Raw genomic sequence first — 21,865 nt, 5'->3', positions numbered from 1 at the left:
AGAATAATCTTAATTATGGTTATTTTTTGCTGCAAATTATAAGGTTTTTTTGAAATATGAATAACTATTTCTGCAAAAAAAGCAAAAGTACACAGAACCAATATTTTTAACTTAAATAAAGGTCGAATTTATGAAAAATGAAGAACAACAAAATCAACCAGCTCCAAAACATGGTCGAATAATATTCCCTCTTTACACAATAGGAAAAGTTTTGAAACAGGGAAAGGAAGTGATGAGCGTTTTGGAAATGATGTTGCAGGGGAACCGCTACCATTAGATGGGCATATCCTTAATGGTGGGCGTACAGATGATACAGATTGGGTAAATGCTACCAATGAAGAAATAAGAGCGAAATTAAAAGATTCAACGTTTACCTGGATAAACTTTGCTATACCATTAGAAGGTGAGAAAAAGCTTACAATAGAATGGGATTATACTGCATCACATAAAACTCGCGGTTATATAGTGCAAATGACAAAGGCAGAGTTTACCTTTGAAAATAGACTGAAACACGACGATTTAGAAGAAATTTATAGTGAACTTTCTGATAAATTCCCTTACTGGGATCATACATTAGCTCCTTCTAAAACGATTGAAGTAGCTTTTCCGGACAGAGACCCAGGATATTATGTTGTAGAAGTTGATTGGATAGTAGCCGACACACCACGTAAATTTGCTTCATCATTTATTGTTGAATATAAGGATGAGGTTTCACCGATAGGTCTTAATACGAATGATGGAGAATGCCTTTAACGTTATTCCTGCGTAGACCGATAAAACCCACTATGTTACCCCGTGGCTTGCTAACTAGGTCTATAAAACGCCAGTTTAGGATAAGAAGAGTTTAAGATTATCGAAAAAAGAGTTTAAAATATTAGTTTTAGTAATATTAAAAGCATTAACACAAGCTAGAATATGAACTAAAAAATTAGTAGGTGATCGATGCCTTGAGTGTTCAAGATTCATATTATTTTTTAGGACATTAAATACTGACTCAACCAACGACCTTTTTCTAAGCTGTATTTTATCTTCCATTTCCAATAAATGATTCTTCATATCTTTTCTAATTCCTGTAAATAAGCGTAATCCACGACCTAATAATTTAGTAAATAATTCCTTAGAAATATATCCCTTATCACCAAAGAGTTTACCTTGTAATCCATCAGTTATATCGTCTGCTACCGATAAATCACTATTATTTGCTTTGGTAATTTTGATCGCCATAATCGCTCCCTTATTGTTAATTACTATATGCAACTTAAACCCCATAAACCATCCATAACTACTCATCCCTATTTTAGCTATATACTTCTTTAACTTGAAAAGTTGGAAAATGAATATTTAGATGAGCGAATAATCAATGTTCTTATGGATAATTAATATCTAATACTACCAATTCTTCAGGTAAAAGAAGTATACCACTAAATACTTTATTGCTATTTGTACGTTTTGTATAACATATCGATAATTTAGTTGAATCTATGCAATAAATTCCTGTTTCCTCTCCTCTAAATAGTTGCAACATTATAACCAAGCGGTAGAATTAATCTTGACCATAATTGTATTATTCGACTATAACTTGGTAATTTAAAATAACCTCTATATTTATATGATAAGTGATATAAATAATAATTCTTAAAATCTTTGCACGGCGATATATAAAAATATAATACGATAGTTAAAAGCTCTGAAAGGCTTAAATTCCCTTCTCTCCGGCGTTTTCTATCTGTTGGTATTAATTTTTGCTTCTCCCATTCTTCATATATTTCACAAAAATTGTCTAGTATATAAAATAAAGTTGTGATACATTTTTTCATTGTTGGGTTCTTGTTTTTTTGTTGAAAAACTTCAGTAACCCAACACTCTTAACTTGTAAATACTTTATTCTTATTCCATGCTTCTCTTCTTCCTTATCCTAAATTCGCGTTATAAAAACAACAAAAAATACTAATAATTTTAGTATTTTTAACTGGATCCCGTGGTCAAGCCACGGGATGACAGAGGTGAAGTTGGTCCACGCAACAACGCCTCCTCACAATGAAGGGGCGGTATCCACGCAACGTTGCCTTACTTCCGCAGGGTAAGACTGCTTATGCCTTAGGAAAGCATAATATTTGTAAAAACTATTCTATATAGAAACCAAGAGTGATTTGTGTCAAGTTAAAAATCTAAAAAAAAAATAAATATTTATATTGAATAAATTATTATTCTCGTGTCTACTTAGGTGAAGATTCTATACACTGAATATGGTGTCATTTTTTCAAAATAAGCATTATAAATAACGCCTACAACCCCATTAGTACCTATAATGAACACGCTTAAAAAAAATAAATTTCAAATAACTATAAACAACAACCACAACAATTTACTTACTCCTTTCGGTAAAGCTATTCTGCGAGATCGATATCTTATGAAAGGTGAGGATTTTCAAGATTTATTTGCAAGAGTTTCTAGTTATTATGCCGAAAATAAACAGCATGCTCAGAAGTTATATGAATATATGAGTAAAATGTGGTTTATGCCGGCAACACCAATCTTAAGTAACGGCGGAACGGATAGGGGACTTCCTATTTCATGCTTCTTAAATGAGACTGATGACAGCTTAGACGATATAGTAAATTTATGGACGGAAAATGTTTGGCTTGCTGCACGCGGCGGCGGGATTGGAAGTTATTGGGGTAATGTTCGTTCTATTAATGAAGGGATTCGTGATAAAGGTCATTCATCCGGTATTATACCGTTTATTAAAGTAATGGATTCTATGACTCTTGCTATTTCGCAAGGTTCTATTAGACGAGGTTCATCAGCTGTATATCTGCCTATTAATCACCCTGAAATTGAAGAATTTATTGATATAAGACGTCCGACAGGTGGGGATGTTAACCGAAAAGCTCTTAATATTCATCACGGTATAGCTATAACCGATGAATTTATGAAAGCCGTTGAAAACAATACGGATTTTGACCTTGTTAGTCCTGCTACCAAAAAAGTTGTAAATAAAGTTAGAGCAAGAGATTTATGGGTTAAATTATTAACTACTAGAATAGAAACGGGTGAGCCTTACTTGTTATTTATCGATAGTGTTAATAAATCCATACCTGAGCATCATAAAAAATTAGGACTTCAAGTTAAAATGTCCAATCTTTGTAGCGAAATTACATTGCCGACGGGAATTGACCATCTAGGAAAGTCAAGAACTGCCATTTGCTGCCTTTCTTCTTTAAATTTAGAGTATTATGAAGAGTGGAAAGATGATAAAGAATTTATCCATTCTATTATGTTGTTCCTTGATAATGTTTTAGAAGACTTTATTAATAAAGCACCGGATACTATGGCAAGAGCTAAATATTCGGCTTTGCGTGAACGAAGCGTTGGACTTGGCGTAATGGGATTCCACTCATTTTTGCAAATGAAAAAAGTACCGATAGAATCGGTTATGGCAAAAGTTTGGAATAAAAAAATATTTGAATATATATCTGCTGAAGCTGATAAGGCCTCAATAGAAATCGGTAAAGAAAAAGGAGCATGTCCTGATGCTCTAGATGCAGGAAGTAATGAACGATTTAGCAATAAAACTGCAATAGCACCCACCGCTTCAATTTCGGTAATAGCAGGTAATGCCTCACCCGGAATAGAGCCGTTTGCCGCTAATAGCTTTGTACAAAAGACTTTAACCGGTTCTTTTAACGTGCGTAACAAACATTTAGAAAAGTTATTAGAAGAGAAAGGATTTAATAATGATCAAGTTTGGTCTTCGATTGCAACACATGAAGGATCAGTACAACATTTAACATTTTTATCCGAAGAAGAAAAACAGGTTTTCAAAACCGCTTACGAAATTGATCAGAATTGGCTAATTGAACTGGCAAGCGATCGTACTCCTTACATTACGCAAGCACAATCTTTAAACATCTTTTTACCGGGGAATGTTAGTAAGAAATATTTAAATAATATTCATTTTAAAGCCTGGAAAAAAGGAGTAAAAAGTTTATATTACTGTAGATCGACATCAATACAGCGAGCCGATAAAGTGTCACATGATGTACTAAAAGCAGATTTTAAAGACTTAGAGAAACAAAACGATAAGTTAGCAGAAGCCGGTAATTACGAAGAATGCTTAGCTTGTCAGTAAGGATTAGGTGTGTTGTTGTATTGATTAATGTCATTATAGCTCTGTATTACCTAACCGTCATTGCGAGCGACTGTAAGGAGCGTGGCAATCTCGTCAAATATCCTGAAATTGCTTCGTTAATTATTTCATAATTTCCTCGCAATGGCGAAAAACCAAAGCCATAAATATAAAAAAATAAAAGAAAAAATTATGTCATTACTTGATGCAAGTCCAATTTATAAACCGTTTTCATATCCATGGGCGTATGAAGCTTGGCACACTCAACAAAAAATTCATTGGTTACCGGAAGAAGTACCGCTTGCCGATGATGTTAAAGATTGGAAATATAACTTAACTCCAGGGGAAAAACATCTATTAACGCAAATATTTCGTTTTTTTACACAGGTAGATATTGAAGTGAATAATTGCTATATGAAGCATTACTCACGAGTATTTAAACCGACTGAAATATTAATGATGTTATCGGCATTTTCTAATATGGAAACGGTACATATTGCAGCATATTCACATTTACTTGATACGGTAGGTATGCCGGAAGTAGAATATTCAGCATTTCTTAAATATAAGGAAATGAAAGACAAGTATGATTATATGCAGCAATTTGGAGTGGATACCAAAGAAGATATAGCAACTACACTCGCAGTATTTGGAGCTTTTACCGAAGGATTACAACTATTTGCTTCTTTTGCGATTATGCTTAATTTCCCTCGTTTTAATAAAATGAAAGGTATGGGTCAGATTATTGCTTGGTCAGTGCGTGATGAAACACTTCATACTAATTCAATTATTACTCTGTTCAAGACTTTTGTAAGAGAGAATCCTGAAGTTTGGACGGAAACTTTACGTAAACGTATTTATGAAGCTTGTACGACTATTGTGCATTTTGAAGATGCCTTTATTGAACTTGCTTTTGAAGTCGGAGGTATTGAGGGGTTAACGGCATATGAAGTAAGACAATATATTCGTTATATTGCCGATCGTCGTTTAATGCAGCTAGGACTCAAAGACGTATATTTGGTAAATCATAACCCGCTTCCTTGGCTTGATGAAATGCTGAACGGAGTCGAGCATACAAACTTTTTTGAAAATAGAGCAACTGAATATTCAAAAGCAGCGACTACCGGTTCATGGGAAGAAGTATTCACTGAGATGGATGCCAAAAGCGGAGGCTAAATAATATACTTAGATAGAACTTGAAAAATTGGCAGCCATGTCTTCGTAAGTCCTCGGATGCTGAACACGTTGTGTCGAAGTATACATATTAACAACAAGAATAAAAAAAATTAAAAATTTCGAGTAATTTTATGACTGTTATAAATAATAAAAACTATCAAAAAGTTGTAGAAAAAGTTTTATCTTCTTCTAAAGCTAATAAAGTATTAAAGAGTGCAATTAAGGACTTATCGTCTTCAAAGAGTATAAGTTTAAGAACGATGTTACTCGGAGCAAGGTTTGTTTTAACTAATCCTGTAAATAGTTATAATCTTGTTAAGCTTGCTAAATCCTCTAATATATATCTTGATCCGGAATTTCAAAAATCACTTCTTGAAAAATCTCCAATATGGGAATTTTTAAAAAAACATTCAGATGATTTGCCTAAAATAGGTCAAATCTTAGCAAATGCGGGCTTTAGAGAATTTCAAGATAAGAGTGCTTTAGATAAAAAGGGACTCGAAATACTAAAGGAATGTTTTAAAAATGAAAAAGTACTTAAAAAACTTCAAGAAATTGCAGTTGAAGTAAAGCAAGAGCTACCGGACTGGAATAAAGTGACTTCTAGAACTTTAGATATGCTGGTTACCGATAAAAATTTCAAAAAATTCTTTAATGAAAAGAGCGAAGATATTACAAATTATATACGCACCGGAGCAACTGAAATACTTCCAAGCGATTATATAAAAACTTTTGATGATATATTACAAAAACCCGAAAAGAAAAATTTATTAAAAATATTTAAGGAACATCCTGATTTTAAGCAAGAACTGGCTGAAAATATAAACAATCCTAATACTCTAAAAAGGTTTAATAAGTTATCTCCTGAAAAACAACTAATTATTGAAAGTTTCTTAGCAGAAGTAAAAGAACAAGCTAAACCTTTCTTAAAAGAACATTTTGAAAGCTACAAAATCGATCTTAAAATTTTAGATATTATTCCTACTTTATTAAATAAAATTCCTGAGACAAAAGAGATTTTTGATACTCTTAACGCTCCAAATCAAGGTGTAATGATATCTCTTGAAAAATCCTTAGCAATGGTAGCGGGTGATGATAAATTAAAAAGTTTTTTTGCTAATAATAAAACAATCTTACCAAATATTGCTTTAGGTATTATTGAAAATACTCCTAGCGTACAAAGCATAACAAAAGAATATAATTTTGATAAACAAATGCTTAGTATAGTAGGCGAAGTTATGTCAAAACCGGAAATTGCTCATGAGATTATTGCAGACTTAAATAAAGGCGATTATATGAGTTTAACCGGTAATATAATCTCTGCACTTAATGATCATTCATTTAAATTAAAAGATATATTAGTAGAGCAAAGTAAAGAAGGTCTATTTGATAATTTAATTACAGGAGTTTTAGAACAAGATGAAAAAAATAGCCAAACTATAAAACAACAACTTATAAATTACGGTCTGGAAGCGAGTGATATTACAAAGCTAACGAGCATAATGCCTATATTACTTGATAAACCTGAATCATTAAAAAAGGTTTTTCGAGATTTTATTAAAGGTGATTATACGGGAATGGCAAAAGAGTTAATAGCTTTAACTAAAGGTAATCCTGAGATTAAGCGATATTTAAACGATAATAGAGAAATATTTGCAAGTATTTTAGATAAAACTTTAAAAGATATACCGGGCATAAATAACCTTGATAAGAAAGAATTATATAAGGTACTTCCATCAATGTTAAACCATCCTGATGAATTAGTTAAAGTTATAGAAGAGGTTGAACAAAGTAATTATCGTGGAGCCGCTAGTGCTATATATAATCTAGCTCAAAAAACCAATTATTTTGAAGGGCAATTGCCGAATATTATAAAAGCAGGTTTTAACTATGCTACTGAAAAAGTAAAAGACGTATTTAGTCCATCACAAGATTTTAAAGATAAAACTATAGATGAAATTACTCTTAGAAATTATTTAAATAAAATACAAAATGGAAAATTCAGCTTAGAGGGAGCTATATTAGTAGGTAATTTATCTAATATTGACTTCTCAGGCGTATCATTAAAAAATGCAGATTTAACTAAAGTAACTTCTTTAAAAGATTGTAATTTTAAAAATACTAATTTAGCCGAGACTAAATTACCTGACAATTTAATACTACTTACTGATACTTACAATCTCGATAAGGCTATCCCTCCTTTAGCACCTGAACTAATTAAAGAACAACAAGCAAAATTAATTGATAAGGCAATTGATAAAGTATTTTTACAAATACAAGCCGAAGAAAAAAGAAATTTACTTAGTAAAAAAGAATTTGCTCAACAGGTAAATATATTATGCGAAGAAAATCAAACGATTAAAGACTATATTATAGAGAAACTAAATTCATTACCTATGAATATGATTACTAACCTAGCTACTTCTAAAACAAATCAATATAAACATATTACAAATCATGTAAATTCTCCATTACAAATATTGAACCCTTTATATGAAAATATTGCAAATAAACAAGATATTAAGAGTAATTTATTGGCAAATATTTTAAGCGAGAAAATATCACAAAAACTTTTTGATAAAGGTGATAATAGAGGTGAAGATTTTTACATGATTAATCAGATGCTAAAACCTATCGTTTCTGAATATTCTAAAGAGAATCCCGATAATATAAATAATTGTTTAGAGCCGAAAAATCTAGAAAAGTTAGCAAGTAATATTGCCTCTACTTTAAATTCTAAATCTAAATATACTTGGGTAGGTACTATTACCGGTGGAATTTATTTACCAAAAGAAATCTTCAATGAACAGTTAAAAGATAATTTTAAGAATGAGTTTGAAAATATTAATAAACTAAATGTTTTAAAAGAAGCAACAAATATAGTTTCAAATTTAGATAGTAAAGTGCATATAGTAGATAATCACGATAAATCACATACTTACGAATCATTACCTACAAAAAATAAAAAAAATACACAGATAACTCCATAAATCTTAGATCAAATTGATTTAATTATCATATTATGCAATAAAAATTAAAATATTTAAGTAGTTCTTAATTTATTTCTTTGCATCAATTTTAAGATAATTTAATTAAAGGGGTTTTAGAACAAGATGAAAAAAATAGCCAAACTATAAAACAACAGCTTGTAAATTATGGGCTAGAAACAAAAGATGTTACAAAACTTACGAATGTAATGCCTATATTACTTGATAATACTGAATCATTAAAAAAGGTTTTTGATGGCTTTGTTAAAGGTGATTATACAGGACTAGCTAAAGAATTGGTAATGTTAACTAAAGAGAATCCCGAAATCAAAAAATACTTAAACGATAATAAAGAAATATTTGCAAGTATTTTAGATAAAACTTTAAAAGATGTACCCGGTATAAATAAGCTCGATAAGAAAGAATTATATAATATACTAACACCTATACTTCTTCAACATGAAGAGTTGTTAAAATGATTAGGCACAATGGTTTGAAAATTGTCATTTACCAATGAAGAAATTTTATTTTTATATTTTTCAATATTTTCAAAAAATATTCGTATAGAATCAGTAAATGTCTCAAAATTCGCATAAAATTTATTGTTACTTACAACAGAATGCATAAATTCCCACAGTCGTTCAATTGGATTCAAATTAGGACTATATGCTGGCAAAAATAGTAACTCTATTTTACTGTATTGTAGATATTCTTTTACCTTTTTTGACCTATGATATCCAGCATTATCGCATATCAAATAAATCTTACTTTTATCTTGATTATTTGCTTCTAATTCCTTTAAAAATTCAATAATATAATCACCATTAACCTTAGGATTGTCAGTTGTTACTACCTCTAAATCCTTAAGATTAATAGCACCAATAATATGTTTACGCTTCCAACCACTGAAACTTGGTAATGTTTTAACTACATTCTTTCTAATCCAACCAAATCTTGCTCGAGTTTGGTATTGAGGATGAACACTATCCATAAAATAAATAGACTCATCTTTAGCTAAATTATTTTTTAGCAAACTATATTGCAGCTTAAATTCCTCTTGCTTAGCTAAATCTATTTTTCCAGGAATTAACTTAGGTTTCTGATAACTAAAACCAAGTCTGTGTAACAGCTTGATTACCCCAGCTAATGTATAGATTACTCCATATTGACGTTCTATGAACAAACCTATATCTCTAGCATGCACATAATTATTATTTTCTAGATGAACTATTAACTCTGCTTCCTCCTGTCTAGTAAGTTTACTATCACTACCGCCATTTCCAGGCTTAAGCTTCTGAGCATTATGATAATCTATACTTCTTTAACTTGAAAAGTTGGAAAATGAATATTTAGATGAGCGAATAATCAATGTTCTTATGGATAATTAATATCTAATACTACCAATTCTTCAGGTAAAAGAAGTATACACTATCAAGTGCTCTATTCTGCCAGGCAGTAACTTCCTCTAAAATACCATCAGTTACCTTTGATATTAACTCAGATGATACCTTGGTAGCATATAGTTCTTCTAAGTGTCCTTGTATTTCCCTAATGGTCATTCCCCTAGCATATAAGGATATTACTTTATCATCAAATCCTTCAAATTTTCGTACTCCTTTTGGAATGAGTTGAGGTTCAAATTCTCCATCCCGATCCCTTGGCACTTCTACTGTCAATTTACGACCTTCAGGATCTATTAAAGTCTTTTCATAATTGCCATTACGTCTATTCTCTGACTCCTTGGCATTCTTAGAATGCTTCTCATAACCTATATGAGATTCCATTTCTTTCTCTAAAATCTTATTTACTATCTGCTTTTTAAATTCCTGAAATATCCCTTCTTTGCCAAATATCTCAGATGGATCACTTTGTGATAGTATTTCTGATACTACTTTTTCTATAGTCGGATTTGATACTTTGCTCTTATTCTTCATATTAGCCTCATGTAAGTTGTTTTAATTAATTTTATTCTTAACTATTTTTACAACTTACACAAACTTTCTGACACCCTCTATAGAATCAGTAAATGTCTCAAAATTCGCATAAAATTTATTGTTACTTACAACAGAATGCATAAATTTCCACAGTCGTTCAATTGGATTCAAATTAGGACTATATGCTGGCAAAAATAGTAACTCTATTTTACTGTATTGTAGATATTCTTTTACCTTTTTTGACCTATGATATCCAGCATTATCGCATATCAAATAAATCTTACTTTTATCTTGATTATTTGCTTCTAATTCCTTTAAAAATTCAATAATATAATCACCATTAACCTTAGGATTGTCAGTTGTTACTACCTCTAAATCCTTAAGATTAATAGCACCAATAATATGTTTACGCTTCCAACCACTGAAACTTGGTAATGTTTTAACTACATTCTTTCTAATCCAACCAAATCTTGCTCGAGTTTGGTATTGAGGATGAACACTATCCATAAAATAAATAGACTCATCTTTAGCTAAATTATTTTTTAGCAAACTATATTGCAGCTTAAATTCCTCTTGCTTAGCTAAATCTATTTTTCCAGGCATTAACTTAGGTTTCTGATAACTAAAACCAAGTCTGTGTAACAGCTTGATTACCCCAGCTAATGTATAGATTACTCCATATTGACGTTCTATGAACAAACCTATATCTCTAGCATACACATAATTATTATTTTCTAGATGAACTATTAACTCTGCTTCCTCCTGTCTAGTAAGTTTACTATCACTACCGCCATTTCCAGGCTTAAGCTTCTGAGCATTATGATAATCTATTAAATGTTTTCTTATCCCTCCCCATCACTCAGTAATAACACTTTCGATATCTCATCAATACTATAGCTATCATCATACATGAAAACAGCTTTGATTCTATCACAAATCCTCTTATCCCTTTCGCTTCTATGGTAAAGCTTTAATTCTTCTTTTTCTACTGATGTTAATTTTCTATAAATCCATTCTTACTTAATAACACTTGCTGACTTCTTTGACAATTTTTCATTCACTAGAGGTATAAATACCTTTGAATATAAAGAATTATTTGTATTTAGAGCTTTAGTAAATAAACACTAATATAATTCTTTTTTATTGATTACATTTTAGTTTGCTGAAAACATAACATCACTTATTTCTAAAAGATAATTAAAATTAAGCTCTGTTATGTAAGAAAAGTGTATTTAACATTATTTAATTAAATATGCAAATTATTTTTACAATTAATAACTGAAAAACTATTTTTTTAAAGTATTATTATCTGAATTATAATACTCACAATACTCTTTAATAGGGCAGATGTCGCAATCGGGTTTTCTAGCTTTGCAAATATATCTACCGTGCAGAATTAGCCAGTGATGGGCATGAGTTAACCATTTCTCATTAATAATTTGCAGTAGCTCTTTTTCTACTATTTCAGGACTATTACCTTTAGCAAGCCCTATCCTTTTGGCTACTCTAAAGACATGTGTATCAACTGCCATTGTCGGCATACCAAATAAGCAGTTTAGTACAACATTGGCAGTTTTTCTGCCGACGCCTGGCAGTTTAACTAATTCCTTAAAATCATTTGGTACTGAAGCTTGATAATTGCTTATCAATATTTTACATAATGCGATAATATTTTTTGCTTTGCTGTTAAATAGTCCGATAGATTTTATATATTTTTTAAGCCCGTCTTCGCCGAGTTCTAAAATTTTTTCCGGTGTATTATAAGTTTCAAATAAAGATTTAGTTGCTAAATTTACTGATATATCGGTGGCTTGAGCAGATAATATTACGGCTACTAATAAGGTAAAGTCATTCTTATATATTAATTCAGTTTTTGGGCTTGGATTGTCCTTGCTTAGAATCTCAAAAATTTTATTAACTATTTGTGCTTGCATGATGTATTATGAAGAGTATATATTAGAGAATAATATTTATATCAGGTTTTGAATGACGGAAAATAAAAATTTTGAATTTATAGCAAATGAAATAAAAAATAATAAAGTAGTGCTGTTCATGAAAGGTACTAAGGAAGCTCCAATGTGCGGTTTTTCTGCTAAAGTAGTAGCTATTTTGAATAAATTAGGTGTAGAGTTTCGTGATATTAATGTATTTGTTAATCCGGAATTTCGTGAAGATTTAAAAAAATTTAGCGATTGGCCAACATTCCCACAATTATATATTAACGGGGAATTAGTCGGCGGTTGTGATATTGCAACGGAGCTATACAATAATGGCGAGCTTGAGAAGATGTTGAAGAGTTGAGATGTCATTCTTAACGTCATTGCGAGGAGGCGTTGTTGCGTGGCCCAACTTCACCTCTGTCATCCCGTGGCTTGACCACGGGATCCAGTTAAAAATACTAAAATTATTAGTATTTTTTGTTGTTTTTATGGACCCTGTGGTCAAGCCACAGGGTGACACAGTGGGTTTTACCGGTCTACGCAACAATGCCTTACGAGGAAAGGCGATGCCTTGACGTGGCAATCTCATGAAGCAGTACTAAATTCCTGAGATTGCCGCACTCGCTTGCTCGTTCGCAATGACGGAAAAACAGCAAATTTATATAAAAACTATGAACAAATATTTAGAATACCCAGAAGTAGAAAGTAAAGAGCAACCGCCGAAGAAGCTAGTAGTATTACTGCACGGTGTCGGCTCAGACGGATATGATTTAATAGGACTTGTGCCTTATATCAAAAATGATTTACCCAATTGTCATTTTATTTCCCCGCATGGTATCGAGGCTTATGATATGATGCCTTACGGTAGACAATGGTTTAGCTTGCAAGACCGTAGTCCGCATATTATTGCAAAACTAATTGCGAATAATATTTCTAAACTTGAAGATATAATAAAGCAAAAACAAGAAGAGCTAAATCTAACCAATAAAGATACTATTATTATCGGTTTTTCTCAAGGTACGATGATTGGTTTATATTTAACTCTGATTCAGCGAGAACCATTTTTTTGTACTATCGGTTTTTCGGGTGCATTAATTCCACCTATGGAAGTTAATAATAAGCTTACCCCTATATGTTTAATTCATGGGGAATTAGATGAGGTGGTCGGTGTTAGCGAGAGGTATAATGCTTCAAATTATTTATCTAAGCTTCATATAGAGCATAGCGGGCATAAATTAACATCGCTTACTCATTCAATAGACGGACGAGGACTTGAGATTGCGATTAATTTTATAAACACATGTCATACCGCGACTTGATCGCGGTATCCAGTCTTTTTTATTTTTTTGGATACCGTGGTCAAGCCACGGTATGACAATGAGAGCGTTGAAGCATGCAACAAAATCAAAACATATGAGGATGAATGAATATTTTTAATAATAATTTACACGAAACGGATAAAGAAATTAATGAAATAATAAAGCATGAAAAGGCACGTCAAAATAGCGTAATTGAGCTTATTGCATCAGAGAATTTCGTAAGCCCCGCAGTGCTTGAAGCTCAAGGATCGATTCTGACTAATAAATATGCTGAAGGATATTCCGGTAAACGTTTTTATAATGGTTGCGAAGAAGTCGATAAAGCTGAGAATTTAGCTATAGAACGAGTAAAAAAATTATTTAACTGCAAATATGCAAACGTGCAACCTCATTCAGGCTCACAAGCAAACCAAGCCGTGTATCTCGCTTTATTACAGCCGGGTGATACAATTCTTGGCATGTCCTTAGATAGCGGCGGGCATCTAACGCACGGTGCAGCCCCGAATATGTCCGGTAAATGGTTTAACGCCGTTTCTTATAGCGTAAATAAAGAGACTTATTTAATCGATTATGATGAGATTGAACGCTTAGCGGATTTGCATAAACCAAAATTACTTATAGCCGGTTTTTCTGCTTATCCTCGTAATATTGATTTTGCAAGATTTAGAGAAATAGCGGATAAAGTAGGAGCTTACTTTATGGCAGATATTGCTCATATTGCAGGACTTGTTGCCACAGGCGAGCATCAAAGTCCTATTCCTTATGCTCATATTGTTACCTCTACCACTCACAAAACGCTCCGAGGACCGCGAGGCGGTTTAGTTTTATCTAACGACGAAGAGATAGGTAAAAAAATAAATTCTGCATTATTTCCAGGACTACAAGGTGGTCCGTTAATGCATATAATCGCCGCAAAAGCCGTAGCTTTTTTAGAAAATTTGCAGCCTGAATATAAAAGCTATATTAGGCAGGTAATAAGTAATGCTAAAGCTTTAGCAAGTAGCTTGCAAGAAAGAGGATGTGATATATTAACAGGCGGTACAGATAATCATATTGTTTTAGTAGATTTGCGTAAAGACGGGATTACCGGAAAGCTTGCTGCTAATTCTTTGGATAGAGCAGGGATTACATGTAATAAGAATGCTATCCCGTTTGATGAAACTTCGCCTTTTATCACTTCAGGTATTCGTCTTGGCACTCCGGCATGCACTACTAGAGGATTTAAAGAAAAGGATTTTGTATTAGTCGGTCATATGGTAGCAGATATTTTAGACGGCTTAAAAAATAATGAGGATAATAGTAAAGCTGAACAGAAAGTATTAAGCGAAGTAACAAAACTAATTAAATTATTTCCGTTTTATGACTAATTTAAACAAAAGACCGGAGTGGATAAAAGTAAAAGCTCCGAATTCCGCAGAGTATTATAATACAAAAGATTTAATAAAGAATCTGAGATTAAATACTGTGTGCGAAGAAGCTGCTTGTCCTAATATTGGTGAGTGCTGGTCAAAAAAACATGCAACCGTGATGATTTTAGGTTCGGTTTGTACTAGAGCTTGTAGGTTTTGTAATGTCAAAACCGGTAGACCGGATTTACTTGACCCGCATGAGCCGCAAAGGTTAGCGGAAGCGGTACAAAAGTTAAATCTTACGCATGTAGTAATTACTTCCGTCGATCGTGATGATCTTGATGATGGTGGAGCTACGCATTTTGCACAGTGTATTAGCGAAATTAGAAAATCATCGCCAAATACTACTATTGAGATTCTAACTCCTGATTTTTTAAGAAAAGAAGGAGCAGCCGAAATAATAGCTAATTCAAAGCCTGACGTCTTTAACCATAATGTCGAAACAGTACCGTCTTTATACAAAACGATTAGACCTGGAGCTAGATATTATAATTCTTTAAACTTACTTCACAATATCAAAAAATTATCTCCTGAAATTTTTACAAAATCTGGTATGATGGTAGGGCTTGGGGAAGAAATAAGTGAAGTAGTCCAAGTTATGGATGATTTAAGAGAAGCAAAGGTTGATTTTCTAACTATTGGGCAGTATCTGCAACCTACCAAAAATCATGCTGAGGTCGCAAAATATGTTACTCCCGAAGAGTTTAAATATCTAGAGCGAGTAGCAAAAACAAAAGGATTCTTGATGGTTTCGGCAACCCCGCTAACCCGTTCTTCATACCATGCCGATAAGGATTTTCAAAAATTAAAAGAGAATTATCAACAGCGTCATTGTGAGGAGGCATTGCCTGCGTGAATCAATTTCACCTCTGTCATCCCGTGGCTTGACTTATAGTACCGGACAATTTTTAAAAAGCTCTCGATGTCATCCCTGCGAAAGCAGGGATCCATGCTAAAAAAACCTTGATTCCAAAGATTTTTTTATTAGATAATTTTTTTTCAAATAAAGCTTTTTTAAAGCTCGATTGATCTCGCTTTATTTTGGATTCCTGCTTCCGCAGGAATGACATAAAGTGAAAATTGTCCGGTACTATGGGTTAAGCCACGGGGTGACGGTGAAAAGTACTGGATTCCCGCCGTTGCTGGAATAACATTGATGTGATAGGATTAAGAAATGATAAACGTAGAAATCATAAAAAATTACAACAAATGGCGTGAGCATAAGCAGATAAATAAGAGTTTAATCAAAAAAATAACTCAAAATATTTTATTGCGGTTTGATAATTTTAGTAAAATAAAACAATTTGAATTATCAATTTTACTAACAAATACTGCAGAAATATTGACCTTAAACAAACAATTTCGTAATATAGAAAAAGTTACTAACGTTCTTTCTTTTCCAAGCAACGAATTAAATTGGCAGGATTTATATTCTAAACTTGAATTTTTAGGCGACTCTGATTATATGCATCTAGGTGATATAGCATTTTGTTATGAGGTAATATATAATGAATCGTGCGAGCAGCAAAAAAATTTTGAGAATCATTTTATTCATCTTTTAATACATAGTATTTTACACTTAATTGGGTTTGATCATCAAAATGACACAGAAGCAAATATTATGGAAAATCTAGAAATTGAAATATTATCATATTTCGGTATTTCTTCCCCTTATTAACTAAATAAAAAAATTTATGTTAAAATCTTCAAAAAAAGAAGATTCTAGTAAAAAAAATCAAAATAATAAGTTAATTTTTACTGTACGAAAATTATTCTCTCCGATAAAAAATTTTTTTAGAAAAACAAAAACGCCTGATAATTTTGTTGGTGTCATAAAACGCCTTAAAATTAATAACCAAAAAATGACTTTAGACGAGCGTAATATTTTAGCTAATTTATTGGAGCTAGAAGATAAAACTATTGAAGATATAATGGTACCGCGTTCCGATATTGCGGCAATAAAATTAACTACGAATCTAGAAGAATTAAGTGAGTCTATTAAGTTAGAAGTTCCACATACACGAACTCTTATATATGACGGTACTTTAGACAATGTAGTAGGGTTCATTCATATCAAGGATTTATTTAAAGCATTGGCTACAAAGCAAAACGGTCGTTTAAAAAAGCTTATACGTAAGCATATAATTGCAGCTCCTTCTATGAAATTATTAGATTTGCTAGCAAAAATGCGTCGTGAGAGAACACATATTGCAATAGTTGTTGATGAGTATGGCGGTACTGACGGTTTAGTTACTATTGAAGATCTTATAGAAGAAATAGTAGGGCGAATTGATGATGAGCATGATCAGCAATTAGATAGCGATAATTTCAAGGTTATTAATAACTCAACAATTATTTCAAATGCACGTGTTGAAGTAGAAGTGCTTGAAGAAATAATAGGAGAAAAGCTAAAAAATGATGATGATGAGTTTGATACGATAGGAGGACTCGTATTGACTAGAGTCGGTAGTGTTCCGGCTATCGGTACTAGAATAGATATTTCAGAAAATATTGAAATTGAAGTTACAGACGCAACTCCTCGTTCTTTAAAACAAGTCAAAATTAGACTAAAAAACGGCTTGAATAGTAATAAAATTTAATCTTAAATAAATATGAATTTATAGGCTATCTGTAAAGTTATTTTAATTAATAATTAAAGAGATTTTATAGCGAAAATTATAAATTTTTTACAGAAATAGCTGTTCCTATTTTAAAAAAACTTATAATTTGCAGCAAAAAAGAATTTAATTTATTTAGTATATTTCAGCTTGTGCTTCATTTCCTATCAGTTCCATCGGACTTTCTTGCGACGTTGCTTCTGTATAATGCTCATATGCTAGAATAGCTCCCATTGTTGCTACTACACCGGCACCACATTTGAGAATAAAAGCTGGAGATTTAAGTAAATCACCTGCTATCACATAAATTCCAACAGCACACGCTCCTACTACTGCAAGCTTACCATACCAAGGGGTTGTATTATCGTTTACTATATCATTGATTATTTCTTTAAGCATAAATATAAATCTATTAATTAATATTAAATTTTAGAAGTATACCTCTAGTAAATGAAAAATTGTCAAAGAAGTCAGCAAGTGTTATTAAGTAAGAATGGATTTATAGAAAATTAACATCAGTAGAAAAAGAAGAATTAAAGCTTTACCATAGAAGCGAAAGGGATAAGAGGATTTGTGATAGAATCAAAGCTGTTTTCATGTATGATGATAGCTATAGTATTGATGAGATATCGAAAGTGTTATTACTGAGTGATGGGGAGGGATAAGAAAACATTTAATAGATTATCATAATGCTCAGAAGCTTAAGCCTGGAAATGGCGGTAGTGATAGTAAACTTACTAGACAGGAGGAAGCAGAGTTAATAGTTCATCTAGAAAATAATAATTATGTGTATGCTAGAGATATAGGTTTGTTCATAGAACGTCAATATGGAGTAATCTATACATTAGCTGGGGTAATCAAGCTGTTACACAGACTTGGTTTTAGTTATCAGAAACCTAAGTTAATTCCTGGAAAAATAGATTTAGCTAAGCAAGAGGAATTTAAGCTGCAATATAGTTTGCTAAAAAATAATTTAGCTAAAGATGAGTCTATTTATTTTATGGATAGTGTTCATCCTCAATACCAAACTCGAGCAAGATTTGGTTGGATTAGAAAGAATGTAGTTAAAACATTACCAAGTTTCAGTGGTTGGAAGCGTAAACATATTATTGGTGCTATTAATCTTAAGGATTTAGAGGTAGTAACCACTGACAATCCTAAGGTTAATGGTGATTATATTATTGAATTTTTAAAGAAATTAGAAGCAAATAATCAAGATAAAAGTAAGATTTATTTGATATGCGATAATGCTGGATATCATAGGTCAAAAAAGGTAAAAGAATATCTACAATACAGTAAAATAGAGTTACTATTTTTGCCAGCATATAGTCCTAATTTGAATCCAATTGAACGACTGTGGAAATTTATGCATTCTGTTGTAAGTAACAATAAATTTTATGCGAATTTTGAGACATTTACTGATTCTATACGAATATTTTTTGAAAATATTGAAAAATATATAAAAATAAAATTTCTTCATTGGTAAATGACAATTTTCAAACCATTGTGCCTAATCATTTTAACAACTCTTCATGTTGAAGAAGTATATAATATATAACTAAGTATTAATTGATTGTCAATGATAATTACCACGAAACATGGTAAAATGTAATTTTATAACATTATTTTTATTTGACTTAGCAGAGAAATTTGAGTTAAATATCGAAGCTCTATACATAAAAAATTATCGTTATGAATGAATTACATATTAAACTATAAAATTACAGTAGCACATATCCTGAAGAAATTGTTACAAAAACAAAAATGCTTGAATTTTTAAATGAATATGACAATCCTTTTAGCCGAGATTTACAAATAGGGCATTTCACTGCTTCAGCTTTTTTACTTAATAATGATAAAACGAAATTTTTATTGATGCACCATAGAAAGCTTGATAAATGGCTTCAACCAGGCGGTCATTGTGATGGAGATAGTAATATATTAAATGTAGCGGTTAAAGAAGCTATAGAAGAATCCGGAATTAATGAGATTAAAACGATAAATAAGGAAATTTTTGATATAGACACCCATTATATTCCGCAAACTCATAAGGAGCCTGCTCATTATCACTATGATGTACGATTTTTACTAAAAACAGTAGATAATGATAATTTTATAAAAAACAACGAATCGAATGAACTTAAATGGTTTAACTTTTCTGATTATTCAAAATTAGATATTGAGCTAGAACGCTCTGTTACTAGGATGATAGAAAAGTTTATGAAAATTAACCATCCTGCTTGTTAAATATAAATTATTTCTCTATAATGCCATTATCTAGAATTTTTTCATTCCGTAGTAAGAATAAGGAAACTAACACTCCAAAAAACCTCAAAATTACGCATCCAAAGCCAATTAATGAGAGTGGACATGCAAACTCTCTAGCCGGCGAAGTTGTTACTATTAAACTTAATGATCAGTCTCATAATTTTATAAAGAGTGAAAAAGTTGTTCTAACTTCATTTAAGTCCGATTCTCCTGAAAGTGATATTCAAAATAGCTTGAATGAACTTGACGTTTTGCTAGATAACATTTAAATGGATATTAAAGCTTTAGGAGAGATTGATTCAGAGTAAAATCGATAGTTTTATGCATGACTCTCAATGTCATTCCTGCTTCCGCAGGAATGACAATCATTATGCTATTTTTTGATATTCAAAATATATTTTCCTTACTGCATAAATCCACGCTAAGCATACAAAAGTAAATACCACCATTAGAATCGGTGAGATTGAGGTAAAAGTAGCAGTCGGAACTAAGGTAAAGATAATAGATTGTACAAGACCGCTAGAGGATTTGCCGACTTTCGCACTTATTACGTCAACCGCTGCTTTGCCTTTGGTTTTAAGTTCATCATCAAGCGGTATATATAACATTTCTCTAGAAGTATCCCATATAGAATATTTAGTACCTTTAGCTAAAATATTTTGAATACCGCCGATCGAAACGGCAAGAGCAAGCGGTGACATTAAAATTGCTCCATCAAATAATGATAAAATTTGTTGATCAAATACGATAAGTACAAAGAACAAAATGCCGGTCACCATTATTATAACCGGTGAAATAACTGCTGCTACAAACCAGTTGTGCATACGCATAACGTTATTACCGATGATGGTCATAACCATTATTGCAACGCCCGTCCACAGTATATACAGACTGTTAAATTCAGCATAGGTATTTACAGTCGGATATAATTCCTTAATTTTTGCTTTCCATACGGTTTCGACTAAGTTAATAGCAAATCCGAAAGCTGCCGAACAAATTAAAAGTAGCCATAAATATTTTGATTTCGCAATATATTTAAAGCTTTTAATCAGTCCCATCCGTTCTGAAGTTGATCTACCGCTTTTTGCTTTAGCATAAAATAACGGGTTAGTAAAAACGTTCTTGCTAATAAACCTAACTAACACACAACAAACAACAGCAACAATTGCTACAATTGTCGTGGATACTTGAACTAAAGTGATTTTACTATCCGAAATACTCATAAACTGCTTAATAATAGTATCTTCCGATGATAGATTCATCATTAAAAAGCCGACTAATATTAAAGAAGAGTTGCCAAATAGCGAAAAGAGAGTATAAAATCTTTTTGCTTCTTCGGTAGTAGTAAGTTCATTAGCGAACTGCCAAAATAATAATACGTAAAAAATATTAGGCCAAAGCTCGGCAAGGCTATAATATACTATATAACCCCAATTACCTACTAATGAGATATACCACTTAAAATGAGGATAGCGTTCCATCCAGTCAGCTAAATTATCGGGATGTACGTGAAAAACATGGATATTAGGATAGATTACAAAAGCAAATAAAACAAAAAAGCTGATGAAAAATGCACTTAAATAATAAAAGATCTTCTCAAAAGTAAGATGATTAATCATTTTAGCATAAATAATCACGAATAAGGCAGCTGCGGGCGTAACGCAGTAAACTTTAGCAAAACCTGCTATTTCTGCACTAATCTCGGAGATTAAAATACTGTCTTTTAAGATCCGTAAAATATTCTGATTGAATAGAATGCAAAACATTAAGGCACTCATCGGAATAAACTTTCCGAGTTCGTAATTATGCACAGGCCAAAATGCCGCTCTGAATTTGCTTTTAAACGATCGTGACGGTGAGGTACTTAGCATTATAAAGCCCTAAGGACAAAAAAAAAACTTAAGCACTTCAAGATTTTACGAAAATATATTTACAGATAACATCTTGGAGATGGTATACTGTTTATTACACTCTGAAGGTGCTGAAACCTATATAATGTATTTAGTCTTTTGTCAAGGATTATTAACATAAAATAATATATTTACAATGCAAAGTAACGATAAATATCAAGAATATAAGGACGCA

The 21,865-nt window shown here is 31.9% G+C and carries 21 protein-coding genes and 2 pseudogenes; 15 read left to right on the top strand and 8 right to left on the bottom strand.

Annotated features, from left to right (window positions below; genetic code table 11):
- The first annotated feature begins 130 nt into the window (after nt 1-130).
- Together AC5584_RS05345 and AC5584_RS05340 are read left to right on the top strand one after the other, a co-directional pair.
- Entirely contained in the window at nt 131-277 is a 147-nt protein-coding gene (locus AC5584_RS05345; protein WP_499216099.1) for a hypothetical protein, read from the top strand.
- An 8-nt stretch (nt 278-285) separates the two neighbouring features.
- The gene (locus AC5584_RS05340; RefSeq protein WP_499216995.1) at nt 286-753 is read left to right on the top strand and encodes a lytic polysaccharide monooxygenase; all 468 of its coding nucleotides are present in this window, start codon (nt 286-288) and stop codon (nt 751-753) included.
- 75 nt (nt 754-828) lie between these two features.
- On the opposite strand, the pseudogene AC5584_RS05335 reads toward AC5584_RS05340, so the two are convergent.
- Nucleotides 829-1,817: pseudogene (locus tag AC5584_RS05335) on the bottom strand (IS982 family transposase).
- A gap of 491 nt (nt 1,818-2,308) precedes the next feature.
- On the opposite strand from AC5584_RS05335, the gene AC5584_RS05330 reads away from it, so the two are divergent.
- The 4 genes and pseudogenes from AC5584_RS05330 to AC5584_RS05315 form a co-directional block, all read left to right on the top strand.
- Entirely contained in the window at nt 2,309-4,132 is a 1,824-nt protein-coding gene (locus tag AC5584_RS05330; protein WP_410527795.1) for a ribonucleoside-diphosphate reductase subunit alpha, read from the top strand.
- A gap of 189 nt (nt 4,133-4,321) precedes the next feature.
- A complete protein-coding gene (locus AC5584_RS05325) occupies nt 4,322-5,305 on the top strand; it encodes a ribonucleotide-diphosphate reductase subunit beta (RefSeq protein WP_499216098.1) in 984 nt (327 codons plus the stop codon).
- A 131-nt stretch (nt 5,306-5,436) separates the two neighbouring features.
- Nucleotides 5,437-8,295 carry a pentapeptide repeat-containing protein gene (locus tag AC5584_RS05320; protein ID WP_499216097.1) on the top strand — a complete coding sequence of 953 codons (2,859 nt, stop codon included), beginning with the start codon at nt 5,437-5,439 and terminating at the stop codon, nt 8,293-8,295.
- A gap of 92 nt (nt 8,296-8,387) precedes the next feature.
- A pseudogene (locus tag AC5584_RS05315) lies at nt 8,388-8,768 on the top strand (pentapeptide repeat-containing protein); the annotation flags it as partial.
- Here AC5584_RS05315 and AC5584_RS05310 read toward each other — a convergent pair.
- From AC5584_RS05310 to nth, 4 genes are all read right to left on the bottom strand, one after another.
- Nucleotides 8,747-9,607, bottom strand: a complete 861-nt coding sequence (locus AC5584_RS05310; protein ID WP_499216994.1) for an IS630 family transposase — start codon at nt 9,605-9,607, stop codon at nt 8,747-8,749. The pseudogene AC5584_RS05315 and the gene AC5584_RS05310 overlap by 22 nt on opposite strands.
- Before the next feature lie 82 nt (nt 9,608-9,689).
- Nucleotides 9,690-10,226, bottom strand: coding sequence for a transposase (locus AC5584_RS05305; protein ID WP_499215983.1), 537 nt, complete (start codon nt 10,224-10,226; stop codon nt 9,690-9,692).
- 54 nt (nt 10,227-10,280) lie between these two features.
- A complete protein-coding gene (locus AC5584_RS05300; RefSeq protein ID WP_499216993.1) occupies nt 10,281-11,057 on the bottom strand; it encodes an IS630 family transposase in 777 nt (258 codons plus the stop codon).
- A 455-nt stretch (nt 11,058-11,512) separates the two neighbouring features.
- On the bottom strand, nt 11,513-12,160 hold the full coding sequence (gene nth, locus AC5584_RS05295) for an endonuclease III (protein ID WP_499216096.1): 648 nt from the start codon (nt 12,158-12,160) through the stop codon (nt 11,513-11,515).
- A 52-nt stretch (nt 12,161-12,212) separates the two neighbouring features.
- On the opposite strand from nth, the gene grxD reads away from it, so the two are divergent.
- Nucleotides 12,213-12,527, top strand: a complete 315-nt coding sequence (grxD, locus tag AC5584_RS05290; RefSeq protein ID WP_499162550.1) for a Grx4 family monothiol glutaredoxin — start codon at nt 12,213-12,215, stop codon at nt 12,525-12,527.
- Here grxD and AC5584_RS05285 read toward each other — a convergent pair.
- A complete protein-coding gene (locus tag AC5584_RS05285; RefSeq protein WP_499216095.1) occupies nt 12,486-12,713 on the bottom strand; it encodes a hypothetical protein in 228 nt (75 codons plus the stop codon). The genes grxD and AC5584_RS05285 overlap by 42 nt on opposite strands.
- A gap of 124 nt (nt 12,714-12,837) precedes the next feature.
- Here AC5584_RS05285 and AC5584_RS05280 point away from each other — a divergent pair, with 124 nt between their 5' ends.
- The 5 genes from AC5584_RS05280 (at nt 12,838) to tlyC (ending at nt 17,494) form a co-directional block, all read left to right on the top strand.
- A complete protein-coding gene (locus tag AC5584_RS05280; protein WP_499216094.1) occupies nt 12,838-13,485 on the top strand; it encodes an alpha/beta hydrolase family protein in 648 nt (215 codons plus the stop codon).
- Nucleotides 13,486-13,589: 104 nt separating this feature from the next.
- Nucleotides 13,590-14,852, top strand: a complete 1,263-nt coding sequence (gene glyA / locus AC5584_RS05275; protein ID WP_499216093.1) for a serine hydroxymethyltransferase — start codon at nt 13,590-13,592, stop codon at nt 14,850-14,852.
- Nucleotides 14,845-15,750 (top strand): lipoyl synthase, encoded by a 906-nt coding sequence (gene lipA, locus AC5584_RS05270; RefSeq protein WP_410526726.1) that lies wholly within the window; start codon nt 14,845-14,847, stop codon nt 15,748-15,750. The genes glyA and lipA overlap by 8 nt, the downstream gene beginning before the upstream one ends.
- 318 nt (nt 15,751-16,068) lie before the next feature.
- On the top strand, nt 16,069-16,572 hold the full coding sequence (gene ybeY, locus AC5584_RS05265) for an rRNA maturation RNase YbeY (protein WP_499216092.1): 504 nt from the start codon (nt 16,069-16,071) through the stop codon (nt 16,570-16,572).
- A 16-nt stretch (nt 16,573-16,588) separates the two neighbouring features.
- Complete coding sequence (tlyC, locus tag AC5584_RS05260) at nt 16,589-17,494, top strand: hemolysin C (protein WP_499216091.1); 906 nt, start codon at nt 16,589-16,591, stop codon at nt 17,492-17,494.
- 153 nt (nt 17,495-17,647) lie between these two features.
- Here the strand turns inward: tlyC and AC5584_RS05255 are convergent, their stop codons facing one another.
- Nucleotides 17,648-17,911, bottom strand: coding sequence for a hypothetical protein (locus AC5584_RS05255; RefSeq protein ID WP_499162555.1), 264 nt, complete (start codon nt 17,909-17,911; stop codon nt 17,648-17,650).
- Nucleotides 17,912-18,173: 262 nt separating this feature from the next.
- Here AC5584_RS05255 and AC5584_RS05250 point away from each other — a divergent pair, with 262 nt between their 5' ends.
- The 3 genes from AC5584_RS05250 to AC5584_RS05240 all read left to right on the top strand — a co-directional run bounded on the left by AC5584_RS05250 (nt 18,174) and on the right by AC5584_RS05240 (nt 20,049).
- Nucleotides 18,174-18,998, top strand: coding sequence for an IS630 family transposase (locus tag AC5584_RS05250; protein ID WP_499216992.1), 825 nt, complete (start codon nt 18,174-18,176; stop codon nt 18,996-18,998).
- Nucleotides 18,999-19,327: 329 nt separating this feature from the next.
- Nucleotides 19,328-19,759: an NUDIX hydrolase gene (locus tag AC5584_RS05245; RefSeq protein WP_277361001.1), complete on the top strand. Its 432-nt coding sequence runs from the start codon at nt 19,328-19,330 to the stop codon at nt 19,757-19,759.
- A gap of 20 nt (nt 19,760-19,779) precedes the next feature.
- On the top strand, nt 19,780-20,049 hold the full coding sequence (locus AC5584_RS05240) for a hypothetical protein (RefSeq protein WP_499216090.1): 270 nt from the start codon (nt 19,780-19,782) through the stop codon (nt 20,047-20,049).
- A 99-nt stretch (nt 20,050-20,148) separates the two neighbouring features.
- Here AC5584_RS05240 and tlc5 read toward each other — a convergent pair whose 3' ends face one another.
- The gene (tlc5, locus tag AC5584_RS05235) at nt 20,149-21,651 is read right to left on the bottom strand and encodes a GTP/GDP exchange transporter Tlc5 (protein ID WP_499216089.1); all 1,503 of its coding nucleotides are present in this window, start codon (nt 21,649-21,651) and stop codon (nt 20,149-20,151) included.
- Between the last annotated feature and the right edge of the window lie 214 nt (nt 21,652-21,865).

This window comes from Rickettsia endosymbiont of Villa modesta (assembly GCF_964026485.1).
GTDB lineage: Bacteria > Pseudomonadota > Alphaproteobacteria > Rickettsiales > Rickettsiaceae > Rickettsia > Rickettsia asembonensis.
The sequence above is the reverse complement of the archived record's forward strand: the minus strand, read 5'-3'. Positions and strand labels throughout refer to the sequence as shown.

Coding starts and splice junctions, on each gene's coding strand:
- AC5584_RS05345 (WP_499216099.1), top strand. CDS start 131: ATGAAAAATGAAGAACAACAAAATCAACCAGCTCCAAAACATGGTCGA.
- AC5584_RS05330 (WP_410527795.1), top strand. CDS start 2,309: ATGAACACGCTTAAAAAAAATAAATTTCAAATAACTATAAACAACAAC.
- AC5584_RS05325 (WP_499216098.1), top strand. CDS start 4,322: ATGTCATTACTTGATGCAAGTCCAATTTATAAACCGTTTTCATATCCA.
- AC5584_RS05320 (WP_499216097.1), top strand. CDS start 5,437: ATGACTGTTATAAATAATAAAAACTATCAAAAAGTTGTAGAAAAAGTT.
- AC5584_RS05305 (WP_499215983.1), bottom strand. CDS start 10,226: ATGAAGAATAAGAGCAAAGTATCAAATCCGACTATAGAAAAAGTAGTA.
- nth (WP_499216096.1), bottom strand. CDS start 12,160: ATGCAAGCACAAATAGTTAATAAAATTTTTGAGATTCTAAGCAAGGAC.
- grxD (WP_499162550.1), top strand. CDS start 12,213: ATGACGGAAAATAAAAATTTTGAATTTATAGCAAATGAAATAAAAAAT.
- AC5584_RS05280 (WP_499216094.1), top strand. CDS start 12,838: ATGAACAAATATTTAGAATACCCAGAAGTAGAAAGTAAAGAGCAACCG.
- glyA (WP_499216093.1), top strand. CDS start 13,590: ATGAATATTTTTAATAATAATTTACACGAAACGGATAAAGAAATTAAT.
- lipA (WP_410526726.1), top strand. CDS start 14,845: ATGACTAATTTAAACAAAAGACCGGAGTGGATAAAAGTAAAAGCTCCG.
- ybeY (WP_499216092.1), top strand. CDS start 16,069: ATGATAAACGTAGAAATCATAAAAAATTACAACAAATGGCGTGAGCAT.
- tlyC (WP_499216091.1), top strand. CDS start 16,589: ATGTTAAAATCTTCAAAAAAAGAAGATTCTAGTAAAAAAAATCAAAAT.
- AC5584_RS05255 (WP_499162555.1), bottom strand. CDS start 17,911: ATGCTTAAAGAAATAATCAATGATATAGTAAACGATAATACAACCCCT.
- AC5584_RS05240 (WP_499216090.1), top strand. CDS start 19,780: ATGCCATTATCTAGAATTTTTTCATTCCGTAGTAAGAATAAGGAAACT.
- tlc5 (WP_499216089.1), bottom strand. CDS start 21,651: ATGCTAAGTACCTCACCGTCACGATCGTTTAAAAGCAAATTCAGAGCG.